This is a genomic window from Pseudomonas sp. EU05-FHT14B02 (genome assembly GCF_058791055.1).
In genome coordinates this window covers 305,900-327,744 of the sequence record NZ_JBYTDD010000001.1, presented here as the reverse complement: position 1 = coordinate 327,744, position 21,845 = coordinate 305,900, and the positions used below count along the sequence as shown (strand labels likewise).

The following is a 21,845-nucleotide window of genomic DNA, read 5'->3' as shown; positions in this document are numbered from 1 at the left end:
GTCAGATGTGTTTTACACAGGCAATAAGAATCAATACCATTGGCATCCCTTTGGTTTCAGGTGCCTTTGTCATGCTGCTGCACATTCCCGGCCTGTTTGAAAAAGACGAGGTGCAGCGCATTCGCGAGGCTCTGGAGCAAGCCGATTGGGCCGATGGCAAGATCACCGCCGGCTACCAGTCGGCGAAGGCCAAACACAATTTGCAGTTGCCGGAAGGTCACCCGCTGGCCAAGGAGATCGGCGCGGCGATGCTGGAGCGGCTGTGGAAAAATCCGCTGTTCATGTCAGCAGCGTTACCGCACAAAGTCTTCCCTCCGTTAGTGAACTGTTACACCGCCGGTGGCAGTTTCGACTTCCATATCGACAACGCGGTGCGTCAGCCAAAAGGCAGCATCGAGCGGGTGCGTACGGATTTGTCCGCCACTCTGTTCTTCAGCGAGCCGGAGGATTACGACGGCGGCGAGCTGGAGATCCAGGACACCTTCGGCACCCAACGGGTGAAGCTGCCTGCCGGCGACATGGTGCTGTATCCCGGCACCAGTCTGCACAAGGTCAATGCGGTGACACGCGGAGCGCGACTCGCCTCGTTTTTCTGGACGCAAAGCCTGGTGCGTGAAGACAGCCAGCGCGCCCTGCTGTTCGAGATGGACGGGGCAATCCAGCAACTGACCCGCGATGTGCCCGATCATCCATCGCTGATCCGCCTGACCGGGACGTATCACAACCTGCTGCGTCGCTGGGTCGAGGTGTAAGTGGCGGATTTTCGTTTACGCCGCGAGGAAATGCTCGACGTTGAGCGCCTGCGCGCGATGCTCGACGAAAGTCCGGCCCGTGCGGCCCAGGCGATTCTGATCGCGGCCCGCGAAGACGTCCTCGATGCGCAGGCGTTGCTCGGGCAGATTTTGCTGGACGGGCAGGGCATTGCTCAGGATCGTCCGCTGGCACTGCGTTGGTTCGACATTGCCGCGCGACGTGGGCATGTGATGGCACGCAACATGCTCGGCCGTTGCCATGAGCATGGTTGGGGCTGTGCTGCCGATGCGTCGCTGGCGGCCAGGCATTACCGACTTGCCGCCACTGCAGGGCTGGACTGGGCGATGTACAACTACGCCAATCTGCTGGCGACCGGTCGCGGGGTGGCTGAGGATCAGCTTCAAGCACTGAGTCTTTATCGCCGTGCGGCTGAGTTGGGTCATGCAAAATCGATGAATCTGTTGGGGCGGTATCTGGAAGAAGGGCGGGTTTGTCCTGGGAATCCGGCAGCGGCGCGTGACTGGTATCGACGTTCGGCCGAGGGCGGGGATTTTCGCGGGCAGTTCAGCTTTGCTGCGGTCTTGACCGACGAAGGAAATATCGAGGAAGCGTTGGTCTGGCTGCGCAAGGCGTTGGCCGGTGGCAACCTGAATTTTCTGCGAGTGGCCTGTAAGGCATTGTCAGCCGCCAATGATCCACAGATTCAGGCGATGGCTGTGGATTACAAACAACGTACCGAACAGCTCGAAACCCTGTAGGAGCAGCCGGTCGACACTCGATTGCTCGCGATGGTGGACAACGATAACGCGTGCTGTCTGAGTACACGCGGTGCTCTGAAATCCATCGCGAGCAAGCTCGCTCCTACATGGAACTGCATAAATGAAAAAGCCCATGACAGGTCATGGGCTTTTTGTTTTCTACGCAGTATTTACACGTAGAACGACTTCAGCGGCGGGAAGCCATTGAACTCGACGGCGCTGTAACTGGTGGTGTACGCACCGGTCGACAGCCAGTACAGGCGATCACCGATGGCCAGGTTCAGCGGCAGGCCGTACTTGTAGTTTTCGTACATGATGTCGGCGCTGTCGCAGGTTGGACCGGCGATGACCACTTCTTCCATTTCGCCTTTCTTCTCGGTCCAGATCGGGAACTTGATGGCTTCGTCCATGGTTTCGATCAGGCCGGAGAACTTGCCCACATCCGTGTACACCCAACGCTCTACCGCGGTACGGGATTTACGTGCAACCAGTACCACTTCGCTGACCAGGATGCCGGCGTTGGCGATCAGCGAGCGGCCTGGCTCCAGGATGATTTCCGGCAAGTCATCACCGAAGTCTTCCTTCAGGAAGCGGATGATTTCCTCGGCGTAGGTTTCCAGGCTGTTGGTGCGGGTGATGTAGTTGGCCGGGAAGCCGCCACCCATGTTGATCAGCTTCAGGTGGATACCGTCTTCTTCCTTCAGACGCTCGAAGATCACTTTGACCTTGGCGATCGCCGCGTCCCAGACGCTGATGTCGCGCTGCTGCGAGCCGACATGGAACGAGATGCCGTAAGGCACCAGGCCCAGGTCGCGGGCGAGGATCAGCAGGTCCATGGCCATGTCGGTCTGGCAGCCGAATTTGCGCGACAACGGCCAGTCGGCGGTGGTCGAGCCTTCGGTCAGGATACGCACGTAGACTTTCGAGCCCGGTGCGGCCTTGGCGATGTTGCGCAGGTCGGCTTCGGAGTCGGTGGCGAACAGGCGCACGCCCTTCTCGTAGAAGTAGCGGATGTCCTTGGATTTCTTGATAGTGTTGCCGTAGCTGATCTGGTCGGCGCTGACGCCGCGACCAAGCACTTTGTCCAGCTCGTAGATCGAGGCGATGTCGAAGCTCGAGCCTTTCTCTTTGAGAAGGTCGATGATCTCGACGGCCGGGTTGGCCTTGACCGCGTAGTAGACCTTGGCGAATTCGAAACCGGCGCGCAGGTCGTCATAGGCCTGGCTGATCATCGCGGTGTCGATCACCACGAACGGGGTTTCCTGTTTGTCGGCGAACGCCTTCATTTTCTGAAAGGTTTCACGCGCGAAATAGTCTTCGACCTGGATCGACATACCTGGGAGCTCCTAAAGGCAAACGTTGTTAATCAATGGGTGCAAATGAACGTCCTCCGTATCCCCACTTTGGTTCGCCTACTTCCCAAGGCATGTCGCCGAAAGCAAAAAGGCCATGGGAGGTGCAGCTTTCCCTTGGCCTTGCTGTCTCGTCGTCAGTACTTGAGCCGGATGGATCGTTTCCAGCATGGACGTTCGGCGCGAACTTTAGGGCGTGAGGGGCTTGAGATCAACAAAAAATGTCGCGTTTTTGCACTCTTCTGACGCGCGTTGCAGGCATCACTCTTTGTAACCGACACAGATGACAGTCGGATGTTCCCGAGGATTTATGGAGTGTTAAAAATACCTGCACGTTCGACGCTTTTGTGTGCAAAGTCGCTAGTAACTACGATAGCGTCAACATCGGCGACGTTGGCTGCTAAAAGGTGGGTTGAGAGGGGATTTGACTATTCAGGAGCGTGTTTCCGAATAGCCTTTACAGACGCTACTGTTGATATTTTTTTCCGGCCTGCGAATCACTGGAAAATCGCATAGAACCTGTGGGAGCGAGCTTGCTCGCGATGACATTTTCACAGCCAGCATCGTAGTTGCCTGAAATGACGCCATCGCGAGCAAGCTCGCTCCCACAGGTTTTGTGCTTTTACCTGGTTATGTGAGCTGTCAGGCGACCACCGCCTCAGCTGGCGAGACGATATGGGTCTTCATCCCCCGCGAACGTCCGGAACTCAGGTACGCCGCAATCGACTCCTGCGTGACCTCGCCAAGGAACACCCGCTCGGCATCCATCACCGGCAACCACGCCCGATTGAACTCGTACATGCGCGACAGCAGGATGCGCAAATGTTCGTCGTACGCCGCCGTGGCGTTGAACTCCCGCTGGTACTGCGCGCAGGTGCCGGTCTGACGGTGCAAGTCGCGACGTCGTACATAACCCAGGGCTTTATTCTCGGCACAAGTGACCACCACATAGCGTCGGTCATGCTCGTCCATCAACTCCAGAGCTTCGGCCACCGGAGTATGCGGGCTGACGGAAGGCGCGTTGTCCGCCGCATCTTCGGCTTTCACCAGCAGCAGGCGTTTCAGTGTGCTGTCCTGGCCGACGAAGTTGCTGACAAACTCATCCGCCGGATGCGCGAGCAACGTGTCCGGGTGATCGATTTGCAGCAGCTTGCCGGCGCGGAAAATCGCGATCTTGTCGCCGAGCTTGATCGCCTCGTCGATGTCGTGGCTAACCATGATCACCGTCTTGTTCAGTGCCCGCTGCATTTCGAAGAACTCGTTCTGGATCATCTCGCGGTTGATCGGGTCGACCGCACCGAAGGGCTCGTCCATCAGCAACAGCGGCGCATCGGCGGCCAGTGCGCGAATCACGCCGATCCGCTGTTGCTGGCCACCGGACAACTCTCGTGGATAACGATGCAGATATTGCTTGGGTTCAAGCTTGATCATGCTCATCAACTCGCGGGCGCGGTCGTGGCATTTCTGCTTGTCCCAGCCGAGCAGTTTCGGCACCACGACGATGTTCTCCTCGATGGTCATGTTCGGGAACAAACCGATTTGCTGGATGACATAGCCGATGTTGCGGCGCAGCGTCACTTCGTCGAGGCCCGTGGTGTCTTCACCGTTGATCAGGATCTTGCCCGAGGTCGGTTTGATCAGGCGGTTGATCATTTTCAGCGTGGTGCTTTTGCCGCAACCCGATGGCCCGAGGAACACGCAGATTTCGCCTTCATTGACGGTCAGGCTCACCGAGTCCACGGCTTTCACATCTTTGCCGTTGCTTTGGAAGGTCTTGCTGAGGTTTTGAAGTTCGATCATTTGAGCAGTCCTTTTGGAGTCAGCGAACGTTGCAGCACTTGCAGGATCAGGTCGGCGATGATCGCCAGCACACTGACCAGTACAGCGCCGACAATCAGCATCGACATGTCGCTGCGGCTGATGGCAGCGAGGATGAGTACGCCCAGGCCACCGGCGCCGATGGTCGCGGCGATGGTCATGACGCCGATGTTCATGACCACGGCAGTGCGCACACCAGCGAGGATCACCGGCACGGCGATGGGTAATTCGACCATGCGCAGGCGCTGGCCGAAGGTCATGCCGATGCCGCGCGCGGCTTCACGGATGCCCGGTTCGACGTTGGTCAGGGCCAGGTAGGTGTTACGCATGATCGGCAGCAGCGAATACAGAAACACCGCGGTGATGGCCGGCATCGGGCCCAGGCCCTGGCCGAACTTGGAGTAGAACGGCAGCAGCAGGCCAAACAGGGCAATCGACGGCACGGTCAGGAGCACCGTGGCGCTGGCTTGCAAAGGCCCGGCGAGGCTCGGGAAGCGTGTCATCAGGATGCCCAGCGGCACGCCGACCACAATCGCCAGGGTCACGGCGATGCCGACCAGGGTGATGTGTTGCCCGGTCAGCTGTATCACCTGCTGCCAGTCGAGGTGGGAAAAGGCGTTGAGAAATTCCATGGCTTTTCCTCCTTATTTGATTGGATGCTGGCGCAGGAAATCTGCGGCAACGGACGAAGGGCTTTGGTGATCGACATCGACCCGCGCATTGAGCTCGCGCATGGTGTCGTCGTCGAACAGCTCAGCCAGAGGCTTGAGTTGTTCGGCCAGTTGCGGATACGCATCGAGGTAGGCCTGACGCACCACCGGTGCGGCGGTGTAGTCGGGGAAGTAATGCTTGTCGTCTTCCAGGAGCTTGAGTTTGAAGGCGTTCAAGCGACCGTCGGTGGTGTAGACCAGACCGGCAAACACCTGACCGTTACGCAGCGCGGTGTAGACCAGTCCGGCGTCCATCTGGCGGATGTTCTTGCGGGTCAGGTTCATGTCGTAGAGCTTGACCATGCCATCAAGACCGTCCGAGCGGTTGGCGAACTCGGTATCCAGCGCCACCAGATTGTTGGTCTCGGCTTCCTTGCGCAGCACCGAGTTCAGCTCGCTGATGGTGTTGATCTGCGGGTATTGGTCAGCAACGTTTTTCGGCAGTGCCAGGGCATAGGTGTTGCTGAATTTCGACGGTGTCAGCCAGACCAGGCCTTTTTTCGCGTCGAGTTCTTTTACTCGTGCGTAGGACTGTTCGCTGTCGAGTTTTTCAGTGACATGGTTGTAGGCCACCAGCGAAACGCCGGTGTATTCCCAGAGCATGTCCAGTTGGCCACTTTCATGGGCGCTGCGGGCCAGATTGCTGCCCAGGCCGCCGGTCACCTGCACCTCGTAACCTTTGGTGCGCAGGTACTGCGAGGTGATTTCCGCCAGCAGGGTCTGTTCGGTGAATACCCGGGCGCCGATGCGGATCAACGGTTTTTCCGTGGCTTGGGCAAATCCTGCGAACAGCAGGACGCAGCCTAGTAAAAAGCTTGAAGTTTTCATGACGATTCCTTTGCCGAGGCTTAAGACGGGCGCAAGCCGCGTTCGAGCCAGAGGCGGCTGGCGAGTGTCACCAGGCCGTCGAGCAATAAGGCCAGCAGGGCGGTGCAGGCGGCGCCGAGTAGCAATTGCGGCTGATTGTTCAGGGCGATGCCGGGGAAGATCAGGCTGCCGAGACTGTTGGCGCCGATCAGGAACGCCAGCGGCGCCGTCCCGACATTGATCGCCAATGCCACACGCACACCACCGATGATGATCGGCACCGCGTTGGGCAATTCGACTTTCCAAAGCACCTGGCGCGGGGTCATGCCAATGCCGACGGCGGCTTCCTTGAGCGAACCCTGAACGTTTTTCAGGCCTTCGTAGGTGTTGCGCACGATGGGCAGCAAAGAGGCGAGGAACAGGGCGAAGATCGCAGGACCGCTGCCGATGCCGAGGATGCCCAAGGCGATGGCCAGGACGGCCAGGGGCGGAATGGTGTTGCCAATGTTGAAGAACTGCATGAAGCGTTCGGCACGGCCGATCATGGACGGGCGGCTGAGGAGGATGCCGGCAGGAATGCCCACGACAAGGGCGGCCAGCATGGAAGCGAGGACGAGAACCAGATGAGCTTGCAGGTAAAACAACAAATCGTCGCGGTAGTGTTCGATCGTGTTGATGCCGATCCATTGGATCAGCAGGGCCAGAAGGGCGAATACCAGCGCGCCTCCTATCAGCCCTTTGCCATAGTGGATAGCCACAGGCGGACTCCTTTTTTCAGTCGACGAACACTTTCTCGTGTGGCAACGCCATTCCTGGCTGCCGAAAAAATGATCGCGATAAGCAGCTCATGCCGAGCGCGTTTCACTGTAGGAGCGAGCTTGCTCGCGAAAAACTTCAAGACAATGCGTACCTTCAGGTACCTAGCATTATCGTTGACTTCCATCGCGAGCAGGCTCGCTCCTACAGGGGGAAACGCACGGCAATCGAGCCATGAGCACAGCCTCGTCAGGCCGAATTGCAGGTGTTTCAGGCCCCCGACGAGTGGTCGTTACGGGGGAGTGGACGTCTCCGTGCTTTAAAAGGTTCCCATCTGCGCAAGCATTTGGCCACCCCAAATGTGCTCAACGGTTCGGTTCTTGGATCAACTTGGGCTATAATCTGCGCCCTTTTTTGAATCACCTGCCAGGCGATTTCCCATGACCAAACAGGCCGCCGAAGTCGCGAAACGCCGCACTTTCGCCATTATTTCCCACCCCGATGCCGGTAAGACCACCATCACCGAGAAGCTCCTGCTGATGGGCAAGGCGATTGCGGTAGCCGGTACGGTGAAATCTCGTAAATCCGATCGCCATGCCACCTCCGACTGGATGGAAATGGAAAAGCAGCGGGGTATCTCCATTACCACGTCGGTCATGCAGTTCCCGTATCGCGAACACATGATCAACCTGCTCGACACTCCGGGCCACGAAGACTTCTCCGAAGATACCTATCGCACCCTGACGGCGGTGGACTCGGCGTTGATGGTTCTCGACGGCGGTAAAGGTGTAGAGCCTCGGACCATCGCCCTGATGGACGTCTGCCGTCTGCGTGACACGCCGATCGTCAGCTTCATCAACAAACTCGACCGTGACATCCGCGACCCGATCGAACTGCTCGACGAAATCGAAGCCGTCCTCAAGATCAAGGCTGCGCCGATCACCTGGCCGATTGGTTGCTACCGTGACTTCAAAGGCGTGTATCACCTCGCCGATGACTACATCATCGTGTACACCGCCGGTCACGGCCACGAACGCACCGAAACCAGGATCATCGAGAAGCTCGACTCCGATGAAGCCCGCGCCCACCTGGGTGACGAGTACGAGCGTTTCATCGAGCAGCTGGAACTGGTGCAGGGCGCCTGCCACGAGTTCAACCAGCAGGAGTTCCTCGACGGTCAACTGACTCCGGTGTTCTTCGGTACGGCACTGGGCAACTTCGGTGTCGACCACGTCCTCGACGCTGTCGTTGATTGGGCGCCGCGCCCACTGGCACGCGTGGCCAACGAGCGCACCGTGGAGCCGGTGGAAGAGAAGTTCTCGGGTTTCATCTTCAAGATCCAGGCGAACATGGACCCGAAACACCGCGACCGCATCGCCTTCATGCGTATCTGCTCGGGCAAGTACGAAAAAGGCATGAAGATGCGTCATGTGCGCACCGGCAAGGACGTGCGGATCGGCGACGCGCTGACCTTCTTCTCCTCCGAGCGTGAGCAACTGGAAGAGGCGTTTGCCGGCGACATCATCGGCCTGCATAACCACGGCACCATCCAGATCGGCGACACCTTCAGCGAAGGCGAAGTTCTGGGTTTCACCGGCATTCCACACTTCGCCCCGGAACTGTTCCGTCGCGTACGTCTGAAAGATCCGCTGAAATCCAAGCAACTGCGCCAGGGCCTGCAACAACTGGCCGAAGAAGGCGCGACCCAGGTGTTCTTCCCGGAACGCAGCAACGACATCATCCTCGGCGCCGTCGGTGTGCTGCAGTTCGATGTGGTCGCCAGCCGCCTGAAAGAGGAATACAAGGTCGAGTGCTCCTACGAGCCGATCACTGTTTACTCTGCGCGCTGGATCGAATGCAGCGACAAGAAGAAGCTTGAGGAATTCTCCAACAAGGCTGTGGAAAACCTGGCGCTGGACGGCGGTGGTCACCTGACCTACCTCGCTCCGACCCGGGTCAACCTGGCACTGATGGAAGAGCGCTGGCCGGACGTGAAATTCCGCGCGACCCGTGAGCATCACTAAGCGCTGAGTTGCTAAATCCCAAAGCCCCGTTGCGAAAGCTGCGGGGTTTTTTATTGCCTGGCGCAATTCCCTGTAGGAGCGAGCCTGCTCGCGATGACTCCAGCCGCGCTGCGTTTATCCAGACAGAGCGCGTCATCGTTAGCATCCATCGCGAGAAGGCTCGTTCCTGCAGGGGGCTTCGGCGTTAGTGGCGTTGTGAATAACCCCTATTCCAAACCAGTCTCCAAACCCGCTGCATTTTCCCCCGCCAGATAGCGTCCAATCTGGAGAACCCGGCTGATCGGAACTAGATTTGACTCAGCACCAGACAGGCACTCAACGAAAGGAAGGAATCGGCTATGAACAGGTTGTTTCGCGTTTTACTGCTGTTGAAGGTGATGGTGATGCTCTCGCTCGGAGCTTCGACGGCGTGGGCCGAGTGTATCGATCACGGGGAGCAGGCTTCGAGCGGGCAGGCGGGTTATGCGGGGTTGATGATCGCCAAGTCTGAATCGGAACCGGGAGATCAGGGGCAGGGCGGTGCGGACAACGACGATGACTCGACCACCGACGAACCGGACTCCGATGAGGAAGAGGGCGACAGCCAGACGTAGTCGCTCAATTGCAGGCAAAAGAAAACCCCTTCTACCTGAGTGATGCGCATTCGAGGCGGAAGGGGTTTGGTTAACGCGTAATTACTTGAGCTACTCAATCCCTGTGGGAGCGGGCTTGCTCGCGAAAGCGATCTGTCAGTCGACATTGAGGTTGACTGGAATGACGCCTTCGCGAGCAAGCCCGCTCCCACATTTTTATGCCGCGCCGTCGAGGAATTGCTCGGCGTAGTGGCAAGCCACCTGGCGGCCGGCGATCAGGCGCAGGGCCGGCTCTTCAGTGCTGCAACGCTCGGTGGCGTACGGGCAGCGCTTGTGGAAGGCGCAGCCGGACGGCGGGTTCAGCGGGTTGGGCAGTTCGCCGACGATCTTGATTTTCGGCTTGTCCGGATCCGGGTGGATGGCCGGCGTCGCCGACAACAGCGCCTGGGTGTAAGGGTGCAGAGGTCGGGAGTAAATGTCCTCTTTCGTGCCCATTTCCACCGGGCGACCGAGGTACATCACCATCACATGGTCGGCAACGTGACGTACCACCGCCAGGTTGTGGGAGATGAACACATAGGCGGTGTTGAACTCTTGCTGCAAATCCATGAACAGGTTGAGCACCTGTGCCTGAATCGACACGTCCAGTGCCGAGGTCGGTTCGTCCGCCACCAACACTTTCGGTTGCAGCATCATCGCGCGGGCCAGGGCGATCCGCTGGCGCTGACCACCGGAGAACATGTGCGGATAACGCTGGTAGTGCTCGGGACGCAAACCCACCTGCTTCATCATCGCCTGGACTTTCTCGCGACGTTCCGCGGCGCTCAGGTTGGTGTTGATCAATAATGGCTCTGCAAGCTGATCACCGACTTTCTGCCGAGGGTTCAACGAGGCGTACGGGCTCTGGAACACCATCTGCACGTCTTTGCGCAGTTGCTTGCGCTGGGCCTTGTCGGCACCGGCGACTTCCTGCCCGGCAATTTTCAAGGAGCCGGAGGACGGCTCTTCGATCAGGGTCAGGGCACGGGCCAGGGTGGATTTGCCGCAACCCGACTCGCCTACGACAGCGAGGGTCTTGCCGGCTTCCAGTTCGAACGACACGCCGTTGAGGGCGCGCACGGTGGCGTGACCCTTGAACAGGCCTCGGGACACCTCGTAGTGACGGGTCAGGTCGCGGGCGGTAAGAACGACGGCCATTACGCCACCTCCTGGTTCAGCGGGTAGAAGCAGCGAGCGAGGCTGTTGCTTTTCTGGTCAAGGGTCGGACGTTGTTGACGGCAGTTGTCTTTCACGTACGGGCAGCGTGGCGACAGCAGGCAACCTTGCGGGCGGTCGTAGCGACCGGGAACGATGCCCGGCAGGGTCGACAGGCGCGAGGCACCCAGGCTGTGTTCCGGAATTGCCTTGAGCAACGCTTCGCTATACGGGTGTGCCGGAATGTCGAACAGTTGCGGCACCTGGCCGACTTCGACTGCCTGGCCGGCGTACATCACGCACACGCGCTGGGCGGTTTCGGCCACGACGGCGAGGTCGTGGGTGATCAGCACCAGGCCCATGTTCTGCTCTTTCTGCAACGCCAGCAGCAGGTCCATGATTTGCGCCTGGATGGTTACGTCCAGCGCCGTGGTCGGTTCGTCGGCGATCAGCAGTTTCGGTTCGCCGGCAATCGCCATGGCAATCGCGACACGCTGGCTCATGCCACCGGACAGTTGATGCGGGTAGGCGTCCATACGGCTGGCGGCACCCGGGATTTCAACTTTTTCCAGCAGTTCGATGGCGCGCTTGCGCGCAGCCTTGCCGGACATTTTCAGGTGCAGGCGCAACACTTCTTCAATCTGGAAACCGACGGTGTAGCTCGGGTTCAGGGCAGTCATCGGGTCCTGGAAGACCATGGACAGGTCTTTACCCACGATCTGGCGACGCTGGCGATTGTTGAGCTTGAGCATGTTCTTGCCGTCGAAATTCAGGGCGTCAGCGGTGACGATCCCCGGATGCTCGATCAGGCCCATCAGCGCCATCATGGTCACGGACTTGCCGGAACCGGACTCGCCAACGATGGCCAGCACTTCGCCCTTGTCCACTTGCAGGTCGAGACCATCGACGACTGGCGTGGCGTTTTTGTCGCCGAAGCGAACGTTGAGATTCTTGATTTCTAGCAGTGACATGGGAATCTCCTCAGGCGGCGTTCTTGAGTTTCGGGTCCAGCGCATCGCGCAGGCCGTCGCCCATCAGGTTGATTGCCAGCACGCTGAGCAAAATGGTCAGACCAGGCAGGCTCACGACCCACCAGGCGCGTTCGATGTAGTCGCGGGCCGAAGCCAGCATGGTGCCCCACTCAGGGGTTGGCGGTTGTACGCCAAGGCCGAGGAAGCCCAGTGCGGCGGCATCGAGGATCGCCGAGGAGAAGCTCAGGGTGGCCTGAACGATCAGCGGCGCCATGCAATTAGGCAGCACGGTGACGAACATCAGGCGCGGCAGACCGGCACCGGCCAGGCGCGCGGCGGTCACGTAGTCGCGGTTCAGTTCGCCCATCACCGCAGCGCGGGTCAGACGGACGTAGGACGGCAGGGACACCACGGCGATGGCGATCACGGTATTGATCAGGCCAGGGCCGAGGATGGCGACGATCGCCACGGCCAGCAGCAGGGACGGCAGGGCCAGCATGATGTCCATCAGACGCATGATGCTCGGGCCAAGTATGCGCGGGAAGAACCCGGCGAACAGACCCAGCAGGATCCCCGGGATCAGCGACATCACCACCGACGACAAACCGATCAGCAAGGACAGGCGCGAGCCCTGGATCAGGCGCGACAGCAGGTCGCGCCCCAGTTCGTCGGTGCCGAGCAGGAACTGCATCTGTCCACCTTCCAGCCAGGCCGGCGGGGTCAGCAGGAAGTCACGGTATTGCTCGCTCGGGTCGTGAGGGGCGACCCACGGGGCGAAGATGGCGCAGAAAATTACCAGCAGCATGAACATCAGGCCGGCGACGGCGCCTTTGTTCTTGGAAAACGCTTGCCAGAATTCTTTGTACGGAGACGGGTACAGCAGGCTTTGATCGACTGCTACCGATGGAATTGGAGTGGTCATGGTCATGATCTCAGCGCTGATGACGGATGCGTGGGTTGGCAAAGCCGTAGAGGATGTCCACTACGAAGTTGACCACAATCACCAGGCAGGCGATTAACAGGATGCCGTTTTGCACGACGGGATAATCCCGGGCGCCAATGGCTTCGATCAGCCATTTGCCGATGCCGGGCCACGAGAAGATGGTTTCGGTCAGGACCGCACCGGCCAGCAGAGTGCCGACTTGCAGGCCTACCACGGTGAGTACCGGGATCAGCGCGTTACGCAGGCCGTGTACGAACACCACGCGTGCCGGCGACAGGCCTTTGGCCTTGGCGGTGCGGATGTAGTCTTCACGCAGTACTTCGAGCATCGACGAACGGGTCATCCGTGCGATCACTGCCAGCGGAATGGTGCCGAGCACAATGGCCGGCAGGATCAGGTGGTGCAGGGCGTCGAAGAAGGCGTCCGGCTCGTCGGCCAGCAGCGTATCGATCAGCATGAAGCCGGTGCGTGGTTCGATGTCATATAGCAGGTCGATCCGCCCGGATACCGGAGTCCAGCCCAGACTTACCGAGAAGAACATGATCAGGATCAGGCCCCACCAGAAGATCGGCATCGAGTATCCCGCCAGGGAGATACCCATCACTCCATGGTCGAACAGGGATCCTCGCTTGAGCGCCGCGATCACCCCGGCCAGAAGGCCCAGGATGCCTGCGAACAACAGGGCGGCCATGGACAGTTCCAGGGTCGCGGGGAACAGGGAGGTGAATTCGCTCCACACGCTTTCACGGGTACGCAGGGATTCCCCGAGATCGCCGTGGGCCAGCTTGCCGATGTAATCCAGGTACTGGGCATACAGGGGTTTGTTCAGACCTAGGCGTTCCATTGCCTGAGCGTGCATTTCGGGATCGACCCTACGTTCTCCCATCATGACTTCTACGGGGTCGCCCGGGATCATGCGAATCAACGCGAAAGTCAGCAAGGTGATGCCGAAGAACGTGGGGATCAGTAACCCCAGTCGGCGGGCAATAAAACTAAACATCGTGTGTTGTACCTCATCAGCCGGTTAGGCGTGCCCGGCATGCCTGGGTCAGGAATGCCGGGAGTTTTCTTATTACTTCACCTGGGTGGTGGCGAAGTTATTCGTGGTGAGGGGGCTAATGTGATAGCCCTCTACGTTGTTGCGCGTTGCGGTGAACATTCTAGTGTGTGCGAGGCTGATCCATGGTTGATCCTGGTTGAAAATCACCTGAGCCTGTTCGTAAAGCGCTGCACGCTCAGCCGGGTCGACTTTTGCGCGGGCCTGGTCGATGAGTGCCTGGAACCTGTCATTGCACCAGCGTGCATAGTTTTCGCCGTTCTGCGCAGCTTCACAACTGAGCATAGGCGTCAGGAAGTTATCCGGGTCGCCGTTATCGCCCGCCCATCCGGCGGAAACCATGTCGTGCTCGCCGTTTTTCGCGCGCTTGAGCATCTCGCCCCATTCCATCACGCGGATGTCGATCTTGATCCCGACCTTGGCCAGGTCGGCCTGCATCATCTGCGCACCGAGCATCGGGTTCGGGTTGGTCGCGCCGCCTCCGTTGCGGGTGAACAGGGTGAAGGTGGTGCCTTCCGGTACGCCGGCTTCCTTGAGCAGGGCGCGTGCCTTGTCCAGGTCTCGGGCAGGATTCTTCAGCGTGTGGTTGTAGCCCAGCAGGGTATCCGGGAACGGGTTGACCGCCACGGTGGCATTGCCCTTGCCGAACAGCGCGTTGACCGCGGCTTCCTTGTCGAAAGCGATGTCGATGGCTTTGCGCACGCGCACATCGCTCAAGTACTTGTGGGTGGTATTGATGGCGATGTAGGCGACGGTCATCGCATTCATTTCATCGACCTTCAGGTTCGAGTCTTTCTTGATGCTCGGGATGTCATCCGGTTTTGGATACAGCGCGACCTGGCACTCGTTGGCCTTGAGCTTCTGCAGGCGCACGTTGTTGTCGGTGGCGATGGCCAGGATCAGCGCATCAGCCGGTGGCTTGCCACGGAAATAATCCGGGTTGGCCTTGAAACGAACCTGGGCGTCCTTGTTGTAGCGCTGGAAGACGAACGGGCCGGTGCCGACTGGCTTGTTGTTCAGGTCGCCGGTCTTGTTGGTCTTGAGCAGCTGGTCGGCGTACTCGGCGGAGTAGATCGACGAGAAGGCCATGGCGATGTCGGCCAGGAACGGCGCTTCACGGCGGGTCAGGGTGAACTTGACCGTGTTGTCGTCGACTTTCTCGACGCTCTTGAGCAGTTCCTTGAAGCCCATGCTTTCAAAGTACGGGAAGCCCACGCTCGACAGTTTGTGCCACGGATGATTCGGGTCCAGCTGGCGCTGGAAGCTCCAGACCACGTCGTCGGCATTCATGTCGCGGGTCGGCTTGAAGTATTCGGTGGTGTGGAACTTGACGCCTTTACGCAGATGGAACGTGTAGCTCAGGCCGTCTTCGCTGATGTCCCAGGACTCGGCCAGTGCCGGAATCACGTCGGTGGTGCCGGGCTTGAAGTCCGCCAGGCGATTGAAGATGGTTTCGGCCACCGCATCGGCTGTGACTGCAGTCGTGTACTGGACCATGTCGAAGCCTTCGGGGCTGTTTTCGGTGCAGACCACCAGCGGCTTGGCCGATACACCCACCGCGACACTCAGCAAGGCAGCCGCGATGGCCGCACGTAGGGGAAGCATTTTCATCAAGAACCCTCTGCAATCAGTTGAAGGACAAAAGCCGAACGGCCGATTCGTCACTGAATCAGCCGTTCGGCACGGGCATTACAGGATGTTGAACGGAACCGTGGTCACTAGGCGGAACTCGTTGATGCTGCCGTCAGCCTGGTTTTCGCTGGCACGGTGAGCGGTGTAGGTGCCGCGAATCGTGGTGGCCTTGAGCGGGCCGCTCTGCACGGCGTAGGTCGCGCCGATGCCGTATTCATAATGGTGTTCGCCATCCTGGGACTGGATGCCGTCGTAACCCTTGCCTGCCACGCCGCCGTTGCCGGTGTAGTGAGTACCGTCGATACCCCAGCCGCGAGCCTGGTAGATGTTGAACTTCAGGCCTGGTACGCCGTATTCGGCCATGTTCAGACCGTAGGCAACCTGGAACGATTTTTCGTTCGGGCCGTTGAAGTCCGACAACAGGGAGTTGGCCAGGTAGATGCCGTTGGTTTCGTGCAGGTAGTCGAAGTACTCGTTACCGTTCACTTCCTGGTACGAGAAGGTCAGGGTGTGGGCCTGGTGGGTCAGGCCGAACGACAGCGAGTAGGTGTCGTTGTCGATGTCGCCGATCAGGGCTTTACCGGTTTCCTTGGTTTTGTAGTAGTTCAGGCCGGTGGTCAGGCTCAGTACCTGGCTGTCGCCCAATACGTGAGAGGCGCCGAAGTAGTACTGGTTCCAGATATCTTCAGCCTGGGTCGCCCAGAGACTGGTGGTCAGGCTGGCGAACGGGTTGTAGGTGATGCCGCCGGTGTAGACGTGGTCGGTTTCGACGATGCCGTTTGCGTATTCGGTGCGGAATTTGCGTTGGCTTTCTTCGGTGCGCGGTGAGTTGCGGTCGAAGGTGGCCAGGTCGAAGGCCAGGTTGTTCAGCTCTTCGCTGTGAAGGGCCACGCCCTGGAAGCTCGAAGGCAGTGCACGGTTACCGATCACGTCGACCATCGGGCTGCTGAAGTTCATGCGGCCGGCGGTCAGGGTGCTGTTGGAGACACGAGCCTTGACGTTGGCCAGGCCCAGTTTGCTCCACTGGCCTTGAGCGTCGCCGCCCTCTTTGGTCAGGGTACGGTTGTTGCCCGCGCCTGGACGAGTGCCCGGTGCGCCGCCGTTGTTGGACGCCAGGTCTTTGCGGTCCTGGTCCAGTGCGATGGCGTTGTACGCCGCCACCTCAGTGCTGAAGCCTACGGTGCCTTCGGTGAAGCCGGAGTTGTACTTGAGGATGGTGCCCTGGACCCAGTTGATCCGGCGATCGGTCGGGGTCGAAACGCCGTCTTTCTTGTAGGCGAACTTGGCGCCGCGTTGCAGTTGTTCGTTGGCGTACCAGTTGCGCGTGGTGCCTGTGATCGACTGGCCTTCGATAAAACCGGTGGCTTCGCTTTGAGCGCTTTTCTCGTTCACGGTAACCGGGGTGAAAGCCTGGCTTTGGGTTTCTGCGTAAGCCGTGGCGGTTACGCTGCTGATGGCCATGGCCAATAACGCGGTGCTGCTCAGTTTCATGGGTAAAGCTCCTTACTTTCTTTTTTTTATGCCGGTCTTTTTTTGTGATCCGGCTATTGGTTTAGAACTCATTCAGGGCATCGCAAACGTTTGCTGTCAGCCAAATTGGCAAAAGACGGCAAAGCGTCTGCGTGAGGGCGGAACATCCGCCCCCCGGCATTTCTGGCTAATCGGTTATTTTTCTATGCTGACACCCGAGAAAACATTGCGACCGAACGGGCTCACCTTGAACCCTTCGATTTTGGCGCTCAGCGGCTGGTTGACCGTCGAGTGGGCGACTGGCGTCATCGGCACTTGCTGCTTGAGCAATTGCTGCGCCTGTTTGTAGAGCAGGGTGCGCTGGTCGCGGTCGGTGACGACCTTGGCCTGCTTGATCAGCTTGTCGTAAGTCGGGTCACACCACATCGAGTAGTTGTTGCCGCCAATGGCGTCACAGCTGTAGAGCGTGCCCAGCCAGTTGTCCGGGTCACCGTTGTCACCGCTCCAGCCAATCAGCATCGCGCCGTTCTCGCCGCCCTTGGAGCGCTTGATGTACTCGCCCCACTCGTAGCTCTGGATCTTGACCTTGAGGCCGATCTTGGCCCAGTCGGACTGCAGCATTTCTGCCATCAGCTTGGCGTTCGGGTTGTACGGACGCTGAACCGGCATCGCCCACAGGACGATTTCGGTACCTTCCTTGACGCCGGCTTCCTTGAGCAGCTCCTTGGCTTTCTCTGGATCGTATTTGGCGTCCTTGATGGTGGTGTCATAGGACCACTGGGTCGGCGGCATGGCGTTGACCGCCAGTTGGCCGGCGCCCTGGTAAACGGAGTCAATGATCTGCTGCTTGTTGACGGCCATGTCCATGGCCTGGCGCACTTTTAACTGCGACATCGGGTTTGGCTTGTCGTCGCCCTTGATCTTGTCCATCACGTTGTAGGCGATGTAGCCCAGGTTGAACCCGGCCTGCTCAGGCATCTTCAAGGACTTGTCTTCCTTGAGCGCCTTCAGGTCGGCCGGACGAGGGAACAGGGTGACCTGGCACTCGTTCTTCTTCAGCTTCTGGATGCGTACCGACGGGTCGGTGGTGATGGCGAAGATCAGGTTGTCGATCTTGACGTCGTCAGGCTTCCAGTAGTCCTTGTTCCCTGTGTAGCGGATGTTGGAGTCTTTCTGGTAGCTCTTGAACACGAACGGGCCGGTGCCGACCGGCTTCTGGTTGATGTCGGCTGCCTTGCCTTCCTTGAGCAGCTGGGCAGCGTACTCGGCGGACTGGATCGAGGCGAAGCTCATGGCCATGTTCTGGATGAACGCGGCATCAACGTCCTTGAGGGTGAACTTGACCGTGTGGTCGTCGACTTTATCGATCTTGGTGATGTTGGTATCCATCCCCATGTCGGTGAAGTACGGGAATTCGGTCGGGTACACTTTGCGGAACGGATCATCCTTGTTAATCATGCGATTAAAGGTGAACAGCACGTCGTCGGCGTTGAACTCACGAGTCGGTTTGAAATACGGGGTAGTGTGGAACTTGACGCCTTCACGCAGGTGGAAGGTGTAGGTCAGGCCGTCATCGGAAACGTCCCACTTGGTCGCCAGCCCAGGAACCACGGCGGTGCCGCCACGTTCGAACTGGGTGAGGCGGTTGAACATGGTTTCTGCAGAGGCGTCGAAGTCGGTTCCGGTGGTGTATTGACCTGGATCGAAACCGGCCGGGCTCCCTTCGGAGCAGAACACCAGGTTAGTCGCTGCTTGGGCGAACGGTGCGCTGGCTAACAAGCTTGCGCCAACTAAGAACGGAATGACCGCGTGTTTAAGCATGGTGGCCTCATGATTTGTTGTCATTTTTGGAATTAGAGGACGACCTCGTGAGTCGTGCCTGCGGATACTTATGCAGGGGCCATACCCAATGCAAGATCCAGAGTGACTACAAGCCTTAAACAGTGGCACGAACGTACCTTAATGTCGCATTTGTATAATTCCTGACGCATTTGACCGTTTGCGCGGCGTTTTTACGGTGCAAATGACGCACTTTTACAGTGCGCTCCTGACTCGGGTTGCTCCCGCGTGGGGCGGGGTGTTACTTATTCATACCCCGGATTGTGGGGTGGGTATGGCGTGAATAAGAGTGGTTATTGTTGTACCGATAGTAGCCAATCGACGGCTTTTCTCGGGGGGACCTATCCAGTTATAGCTCATGCCTGAAAACTGCCAAAAAAAACGGCGATCATTTTCATGATCGCCGTTTTTGTTTACGGGCTACCGATTCAAGGCATCAGCACTTCAATCGAGCCATCGGCGGTCATGCTGACCTGGCTGGTGCCGGCCTCGACATCCGGCGTCACCGGTGCGCTGTCCATGGCGGCGGCTTTCATCATCATCGGCGCGCGCATGTAAGGCTGTGGATAACCGTTGCTGTTGAGGTTCAGGTTGACGATTTTGTAGCTCTTGCCGCCAAGGGCGTCGGTGGCCAGTTGGGCGCGGGCCTTGAAGGCGGTCACGGCGTCCTTGAGCAAGGCGTCTTCGCTGGCCTTGCGGGTCGGGGTGGCGATAGCGAAGTCCATGCCGCCCATTTTCAGGTCGGTGAGCAGTTCGCCGGTCAGCTTCGACAGCGCAGCGAAGTCCGGGCTTTCCAGGCGCAATTCGGCGCGCTCGCGCCAGCCGGTGATTTTCTGGCCCTTGGTGTCATAGATCGGGTAGCTGTTGCGGCTGCCCTGGCGCAGAGTGATGTCCTTGACTTGCTTGGCCTTGGCCAGCGCCTTGTTCATGGTGGTGCTGACATCGGCGGCGAGTTTGGCCGGGTCGGTGTTCTGTTCTTCGGTGTAGAGGGTCACGATCATCAGGTCGCGGGCCACTTCCTGACTGACTTCGGCGCGCAGGGAAATCTGGTTGTAATGAAGCTCGTCGGCGGCCAGGGCCGGGAGGCTGGCGACGGTGCCAACGCTCAGGGCGAGGAGGGCGGCGCTGCGGCGGAATGTGTGCATGAAGGCTCCTTGAAAGGTGCGCAGGGGTATGGTCCGGACCTGCGTGAAACCATCAGACTCTAGCTTTTAAGTTCCGGTTCGCACAGTTACAACTTCTATACAGATGGAACTCAGGTGGCCCTGTGGCCGTTTGCCGCACTTTTGCCTGTCAGCCCCCTCGCTTGGTTATACTCCCTGCGATCCGCCTGGAGCGCTCATCAGGAGAGCTCATGCTCGCCCCCGTTCAAATCACTTCCGCCACTCGCCAGAACCTCTGGCGGCTGACGTTCATCCGCACGCTGGTGCTGGCCGCCCAGGCCGGTTCCGTTGGCCTGGCCTACTGGCTAGAATTGCTGCCACTGCCCTGGTTTCAATTGGCGGCGACGCTCGCATGTTCAATGCTGCTGTGTGTGTTCACGGCCATTCGCCTGCGTACCTCGTGGCCGGTGACCGAGCTTGAATACGCCGTGCAACTGGCCTGCGATCTGTTTATCCACAGCGCATTGCTGTATTTCTCCGGTGGCTCGACCAACCCCTTCGTCTCCTATTACCTGGTGCCGCTGACGATTGCCGCTGTGACGTTGCCGTGGCGTTACTCGGTGATCCTGTCGGGTATCGCGCTGACGATGTACACGCTGTTGCTGGCGCAGTTCTATCCGCTGCAAACCTTCCCGATCGCCCGGGAAAACCTGCAGGTGTACGGAATGTGGCTGAGCTTCGCCCTCGCTGCAGCGGTGATCACGTTCTTCGCCGCGCGCATGGCCGAAGAGCTGCGTCGTCAGGAAGAGTTGCGCGCCATTCGCCGCGAAGAAGGCCTGCGCGATCAGCAACTGCTGGCCGTCGCCACCCAGGCCGCCGGTGCAGCCCATGAACTGGGCACGCCGTTGGCGACCATGAGTGTGCTACTCAAGGAAATGCGTCAGGATCATCATGATCCGATGTTGCAGGACGACCTGAGCGTGCTGCAGGATCAGGTCAAGCTGTGTAAAGAGACCTTGCAGCATCTGGTTCGCGCCGCCGAGGCCAATCGCCGGTTGGCGGTGGAGATGCAGGACGTCACCGATTGGCTTGATGAAGCCCTCAATCGCTGGCACCTGATGCGTCCGGAAGCCAGTTATCGCTTCCAGCGCCTCGGCCAGGGCCCGGTTCCCCGGATGGCGCCGCCGCCGGACCTGACCCAGGCTTTGCTGAATCTTTTGAACAACGCTGCCGATGCCTGCCCCGAAGGGCTGCAAGTGACGCTGGATTGGGATTGGGAAAACCTCACCATCAGCATTCGTGACCATGGCGCCGGTGTGCCGCTGGCCATCGCCGAGCAAATCGGCAAGCCGTTTTTTACCACCAAGGGCAAAGGTTTCGGCCTGGGCCTGTTTTTGAGCAAGGCCAGCGTGACACGCGCCGGCGGCTCAGTGAAACTCTACAGTCATGAGGAAGGTGGCACGCTCACCGAGCTGCGCCTGCCCCGTGTCGCCCGAGGAGACGAACATGAGTGAAGAGATCCAAGTCGAAGGCGAAGAACTGCCGCATTTGTTGCTGGTCGATGACGACGCCACATTCACCCGTGTCATGGCCCGTGCCATGGCGCGCCGCGGTTTTCGCGTCAGCACTGCCGGTTCCGCCGAGGAAGGCCTGGAGCTGGCCAAGGCCGATTTGCCGGATTACGCCGCCCTGGACCTGAAGATGGACGGCGATTCCGGCCTGGTGCTGCTGCCCAAGTTGCTGGAAATGGACCCGGAAATGCGCGTCGTGATCCTCACCGGTTACTCGAGCATTGCCACTGCCGTCGAGGCGATCAAGCGCGGTGCCTGCAATTACCTGTGCAAGCCGGCGGACGCCGACGACGTGCTGGCGGCGCTGCTGTCCGAGCACGCCGATCTCGACAGCCTGGTGCCGGAAAACCCGATGTCCGTGGACCGCCTGCAGTGGGAGCACATCCAGCGCGTGCTGACCGAACACGAAGGCAATATCTCCGCCACCGCTCGTGCACTGGGCATGCACCGCCGCACCTTGCAGCGCAAACTGCAGAAGCGTCCCGTTCGCCGCTGAACCTGCGCTGAACGAATGC

19 protein-coding genes are annotated in these 21,845 nt (G+C 59.3%); 6 read left to right on the top strand and 13 right to left on the bottom strand.

Features of this window, described 5'->3' with window-relative positions; genetic code table 11:
* Positions 1-71: 71 nt before the first annotated feature.
* Together AC3WTM_RS01485 and AC3WTM_RS01480 are read left to right on the top strand one after the other, a co-directional pair.
* Positions 72-752, top strand: a complete 681-nt coding sequence (locus AC3WTM_RS01485; RefSeq protein WP_090453057.1) for a Fe2+-dependent dioxygenase — start codon at positions 72-74, stop codon at positions 750-752.
* A 30-nt stretch (positions 753-782) separates the two neighbouring features.
* Positions 783-1,511 carry a tetratricopeptide repeat protein gene (locus tag AC3WTM_RS01480; RefSeq protein ID WP_102669181.1) on the top strand — a complete coding sequence of 243 codons (729 nt, stop codon included), beginning with the start codon at positions 783-785 and terminating at the stop codon, positions 1,509-1,511.
* Between the two features lie 170 nt (positions 1,512-1,681).
* Here the strand turns inward: AC3WTM_RS01480 and AC3WTM_RS01475 are convergent, their stop codons facing one another.
* The 5 genes from AC3WTM_RS01475 to AC3WTM_RS01455 form a co-directional block, all read right to left on the bottom strand.
* Complete coding sequence (locus AC3WTM_RS01475; RefSeq protein WP_056728269.1) at positions 1,682-2,845, bottom strand: type III PLP-dependent enzyme; 1,164 nt, start codon at positions 2,843-2,845, stop codon at positions 1,682-1,684.
* A 660-nt stretch (positions 2,846-3,505) separates the two neighbouring features.
* The gene (locus AC3WTM_RS01470; protein ID WP_102669058.1) at positions 3,506-4,663 is read right to left on the bottom strand and encodes an osmoprotectant ABC transporter ATP-binding protein OsmV; all 1,158 of its coding nucleotides are present in this window, start codon (positions 4,661-4,663) and stop codon (positions 3,506-3,508) included.
* Positions 4,660-5,313, bottom strand: a complete 654-nt coding sequence (locus AC3WTM_RS01465; protein ID WP_057716456.1) for an ABC transporter permease — start codon at positions 5,311-5,313, stop codon at positions 4,660-4,662. The genes AC3WTM_RS01470 and AC3WTM_RS01465 overlap by 4 nt, the downstream gene beginning before the upstream one ends.
* 12 nt (positions 5,314-5,325) lie before the next feature.
* On the bottom strand, positions 5,326-6,219 hold the full coding sequence (locus AC3WTM_RS01460; RefSeq protein WP_102669059.1) for a glycine betaine ABC transporter substrate-binding protein: 894 nt from the start codon (positions 6,217-6,219) through the stop codon (positions 5,326-5,328).
* Positions 6,220-6,239: 20 nt separating this feature from the next.
* On the bottom strand, positions 6,240-6,956 hold the full coding sequence (locus tag AC3WTM_RS01455; protein WP_057716454.1) for an ABC transporter permease: 717 nt from the start codon (positions 6,954-6,956) through the stop codon (positions 6,240-6,242).
* 438 nt (positions 6,957-7,394) lie between these two features.
* On the opposite strand from AC3WTM_RS01455, the gene AC3WTM_RS01450 reads away from it, so the two are divergent.
* A complete protein-coding gene (locus AC3WTM_RS01450; RefSeq protein WP_057716453.1) occupies positions 7,395-8,978 on the top strand; it encodes a peptide chain release factor 3 in 1,584 nt (527 codons plus the stop codon).
* A 338-nt stretch (positions 8,979-9,316) separates the two neighbouring features.
* Positions 9,317-9,571: a hypothetical protein gene (locus AC3WTM_RS01445; RefSeq protein ID WP_057716452.1), complete on the top strand. Its 255-nt coding sequence runs from the start codon at positions 9,317-9,319 to the stop codon at positions 9,569-9,571.
* A 195-nt stretch (positions 9,572-9,766) separates the two neighbouring features.
* Here AC3WTM_RS01445 and AC3WTM_RS01440 read toward each other — a convergent pair whose 3' ends face one another.
* The 8 genes from AC3WTM_RS01440 to AC3WTM_RS01405 all read right to left on the bottom strand — a co-directional run bounded on the left by AC3WTM_RS01440 (position 9,767) and on the right by AC3WTM_RS01405 (position 19,801).
* Complete coding sequence (locus tag AC3WTM_RS01440) at positions 9,767-10,747, bottom strand: peptide ABC transporter ATP-binding protein (RefSeq protein ID WP_057716451.1); 981 nt, start codon at positions 10,745-10,747, stop codon at positions 9,767-9,769.
* A complete protein-coding gene (locus AC3WTM_RS01435) occupies positions 10,747-11,715 on the bottom strand; it encodes an ABC transporter ATP-binding protein (RefSeq protein WP_102669062.1) in 969 nt (322 codons plus the stop codon). The genes AC3WTM_RS01440 and AC3WTM_RS01435 overlap by 1 nt, the downstream gene beginning before the upstream one ends.
* 10 nt (positions 11,716-11,725) lie before the next feature.
* A complete protein-coding gene (locus AC3WTM_RS01430; protein WP_057716449.1) occupies positions 11,726-12,637 on the bottom strand; it encodes an ABC transporter permease subunit in 912 nt (303 codons plus the stop codon).
* 10 nt (positions 12,638-12,647) lie between these two features.
* A complete protein-coding gene (locus AC3WTM_RS01425; protein ID WP_095942372.1) occupies positions 12,648-13,658 on the bottom strand; it encodes an ABC transporter permease subunit in 1,011 nt (336 codons plus the stop codon).
* Positions 13,659-13,730: 72 nt separating this feature from the next.
* Positions 13,731-15,326 carry an ABC transporter substrate-binding protein gene (locus AC3WTM_RS01420; protein WP_102669063.1) on the bottom strand — a complete coding sequence of 532 codons (1,596 nt, stop codon included), beginning with the start codon at positions 15,324-15,326 and terminating at the stop codon, positions 13,731-13,733.
* Positions 15,327-15,404: 78 nt separating this feature from the next.
* On the bottom strand, positions 15,405-16,838 hold the full coding sequence (locus AC3WTM_RS01415; RefSeq protein ID WP_057716447.1) for an OprD family porin: 1,434 nt from the start codon (positions 16,836-16,838) through the stop codon (positions 15,405-15,407).
* Positions 16,839-17,012: 174 nt separating this feature from the next.
* A complete protein-coding gene (locus AC3WTM_RS01410) occupies positions 17,013-18,638 on the bottom strand; it encodes an ABC transporter substrate-binding protein (RefSeq protein WP_492587586.1) in 1,626 nt (541 codons plus the stop codon).
* A gap of 446 nt (positions 18,639-19,084) precedes the next feature.
* Positions 19,085-19,801, bottom strand: a complete 717-nt coding sequence (locus tag AC3WTM_RS01405) for an SIMPL domain-containing protein (RefSeq protein ID WP_090453064.1) — start codon at positions 19,799-19,801, stop codon at positions 19,085-19,087.
* Positions 19,802-20,010: 209 nt separating this feature from the next.
* Between AC3WTM_RS01405 and AC3WTM_RS01400 the strand changes: the two genes are divergently transcribed.
* Both AC3WTM_RS01400 and AC3WTM_RS01395 read left to right on the top strand, forming a co-directional pair.
* Positions 20,011-21,273, top strand: a complete 1,263-nt coding sequence (locus tag AC3WTM_RS01400; protein ID WP_057716443.1) for an ATP-binding protein — start codon at positions 20,011-20,013, stop codon at positions 21,271-21,273.
* Positions 21,266-21,826 (top strand): response regulator transcription factor, encoded by a 561-nt coding sequence (locus tag AC3WTM_RS01395; RefSeq protein WP_007973041.1) that lies wholly within the window; start codon positions 21,266-21,268, stop codon positions 21,824-21,826. Before AC3WTM_RS01400 ends, AC3WTM_RS01395 begins: the two co-directional genes overlap by 8 nt.
* Positions 21,827-21,845: the final 19 nt, after the last annotated feature.

Bases quoted from the DNA above. Each gene is read 5' to 3' on its own strand.
- AC3WTM_RS01470 (WP_102669058.1), bottom strand. From the start codon at position 4,663: ATGATCGAACTTCAAAACCTCAGCAAGACCTTCCAAAGCAACGGCAAA.
- AC3WTM_RS01465 (WP_057716456.1), bottom strand. From the start codon at position 5,313: ATGGAATTTCTCAACGCCTTTTCCCACCTCGACTGGCAGCAGGTGATA.
- AC3WTM_RS01410 (WP_492587586.1), bottom strand. From the start codon at position 18,638: ATGCTTAAACACGCGGTCATTCCGTTCTTAGTTGGCGCAAGCTTGTTA.
- AC3WTM_RS01480 (WP_102669181.1), top strand. From the start codon at position 783: ATGCTCGACGTTGAGCGCCTGCGCGCGATGCTCGACGAAAGTCCGGCC.
- AC3WTM_RS01475 (WP_056728269.1), bottom strand. From the start codon at position 2,845: ATGTCGATCCAGGTCGAAGACTATTTCGCGCGTGAAACCTTTCAGAAA.
- AC3WTM_RS01415 (WP_057716447.1), bottom strand. From the start codon at position 16,838: ATGAAACTGAGCAGCACCGCGTTATTGGCCATGGCCATCAGCAGCGTA.
- AC3WTM_RS01450 (WP_057716453.1), top strand. From the start codon at position 7,395: ATGACCAAACAGGCCGCCGAAGTCGCGAAACGCCGCACTTTCGCCATT.
- AC3WTM_RS01430 (WP_057716449.1), bottom strand. From the start codon at position 12,637: ATGACCACTCCAATTCCATCGGTAGCAGTCGATCAAAGCCTGCTGTAC.
- AC3WTM_RS01405 (WP_090453064.1), bottom strand. From the start codon at position 19,801: ATGCACACATTCCGCCGCAGCGCCGCCCTCCTCGCCCTGAGCGTTGGC.
- AC3WTM_RS01440 (WP_057716451.1), bottom strand. From the start codon at position 10,747: ATGGCCGTCGTTCTTACCGCCCGCGACCTGACCCGTCACTACGAGGTG.
- AC3WTM_RS01395 (WP_007973041.1), top strand. From the start codon at position 21,266: ATGAGTGAAGAGATCCAAGTCGAAGGCGAAGAACTGCCGCATTTGTTG.
- AC3WTM_RS01485 (WP_090453057.1), top strand. From the start codon at position 72: ATGCTGCTGCACATTCCCGGCCTGTTTGAAAAAGACGAGGTGCAGCGC.
- AC3WTM_RS01460 (WP_102669059.1), bottom strand. From the start codon at position 6,219: ATGAAAACTTCAAGCTTTTTACTAGGCTGCGTCCTGCTGTTCGCAGGA.
- AC3WTM_RS01425 (WP_095942372.1), bottom strand. From the start codon at position 13,658: ATGTTTAGTTTTATTGCCCGCCGACTGGGGTTACTGATCCCCACGTTC.
- AC3WTM_RS01420 (WP_102669063.1), bottom strand. From the start codon at position 15,326: ATGAAAATGCTTCCCCTACGTGCGGCCATCGCGGCTGCCTTGCTGAGT.
- AC3WTM_RS01435 (WP_102669062.1), bottom strand. From the start codon at position 11,715: ATGTCACTGCTAGAAATCAAGAATCTCAACGTTCGCTTCGGCGACAAA.
- AC3WTM_RS01400 (WP_057716443.1), top strand. From the start codon at position 20,011: ATGCTCGCCCCCGTTCAAATCACTTCCGCCACTCGCCAGAACCTCTGG.
- AC3WTM_RS01445 (WP_057716452.1), top strand. From the start codon at position 9,317: ATGAACAGGTTGTTTCGCGTTTTACTGCTGTTGAAGGTGATGGTGATG.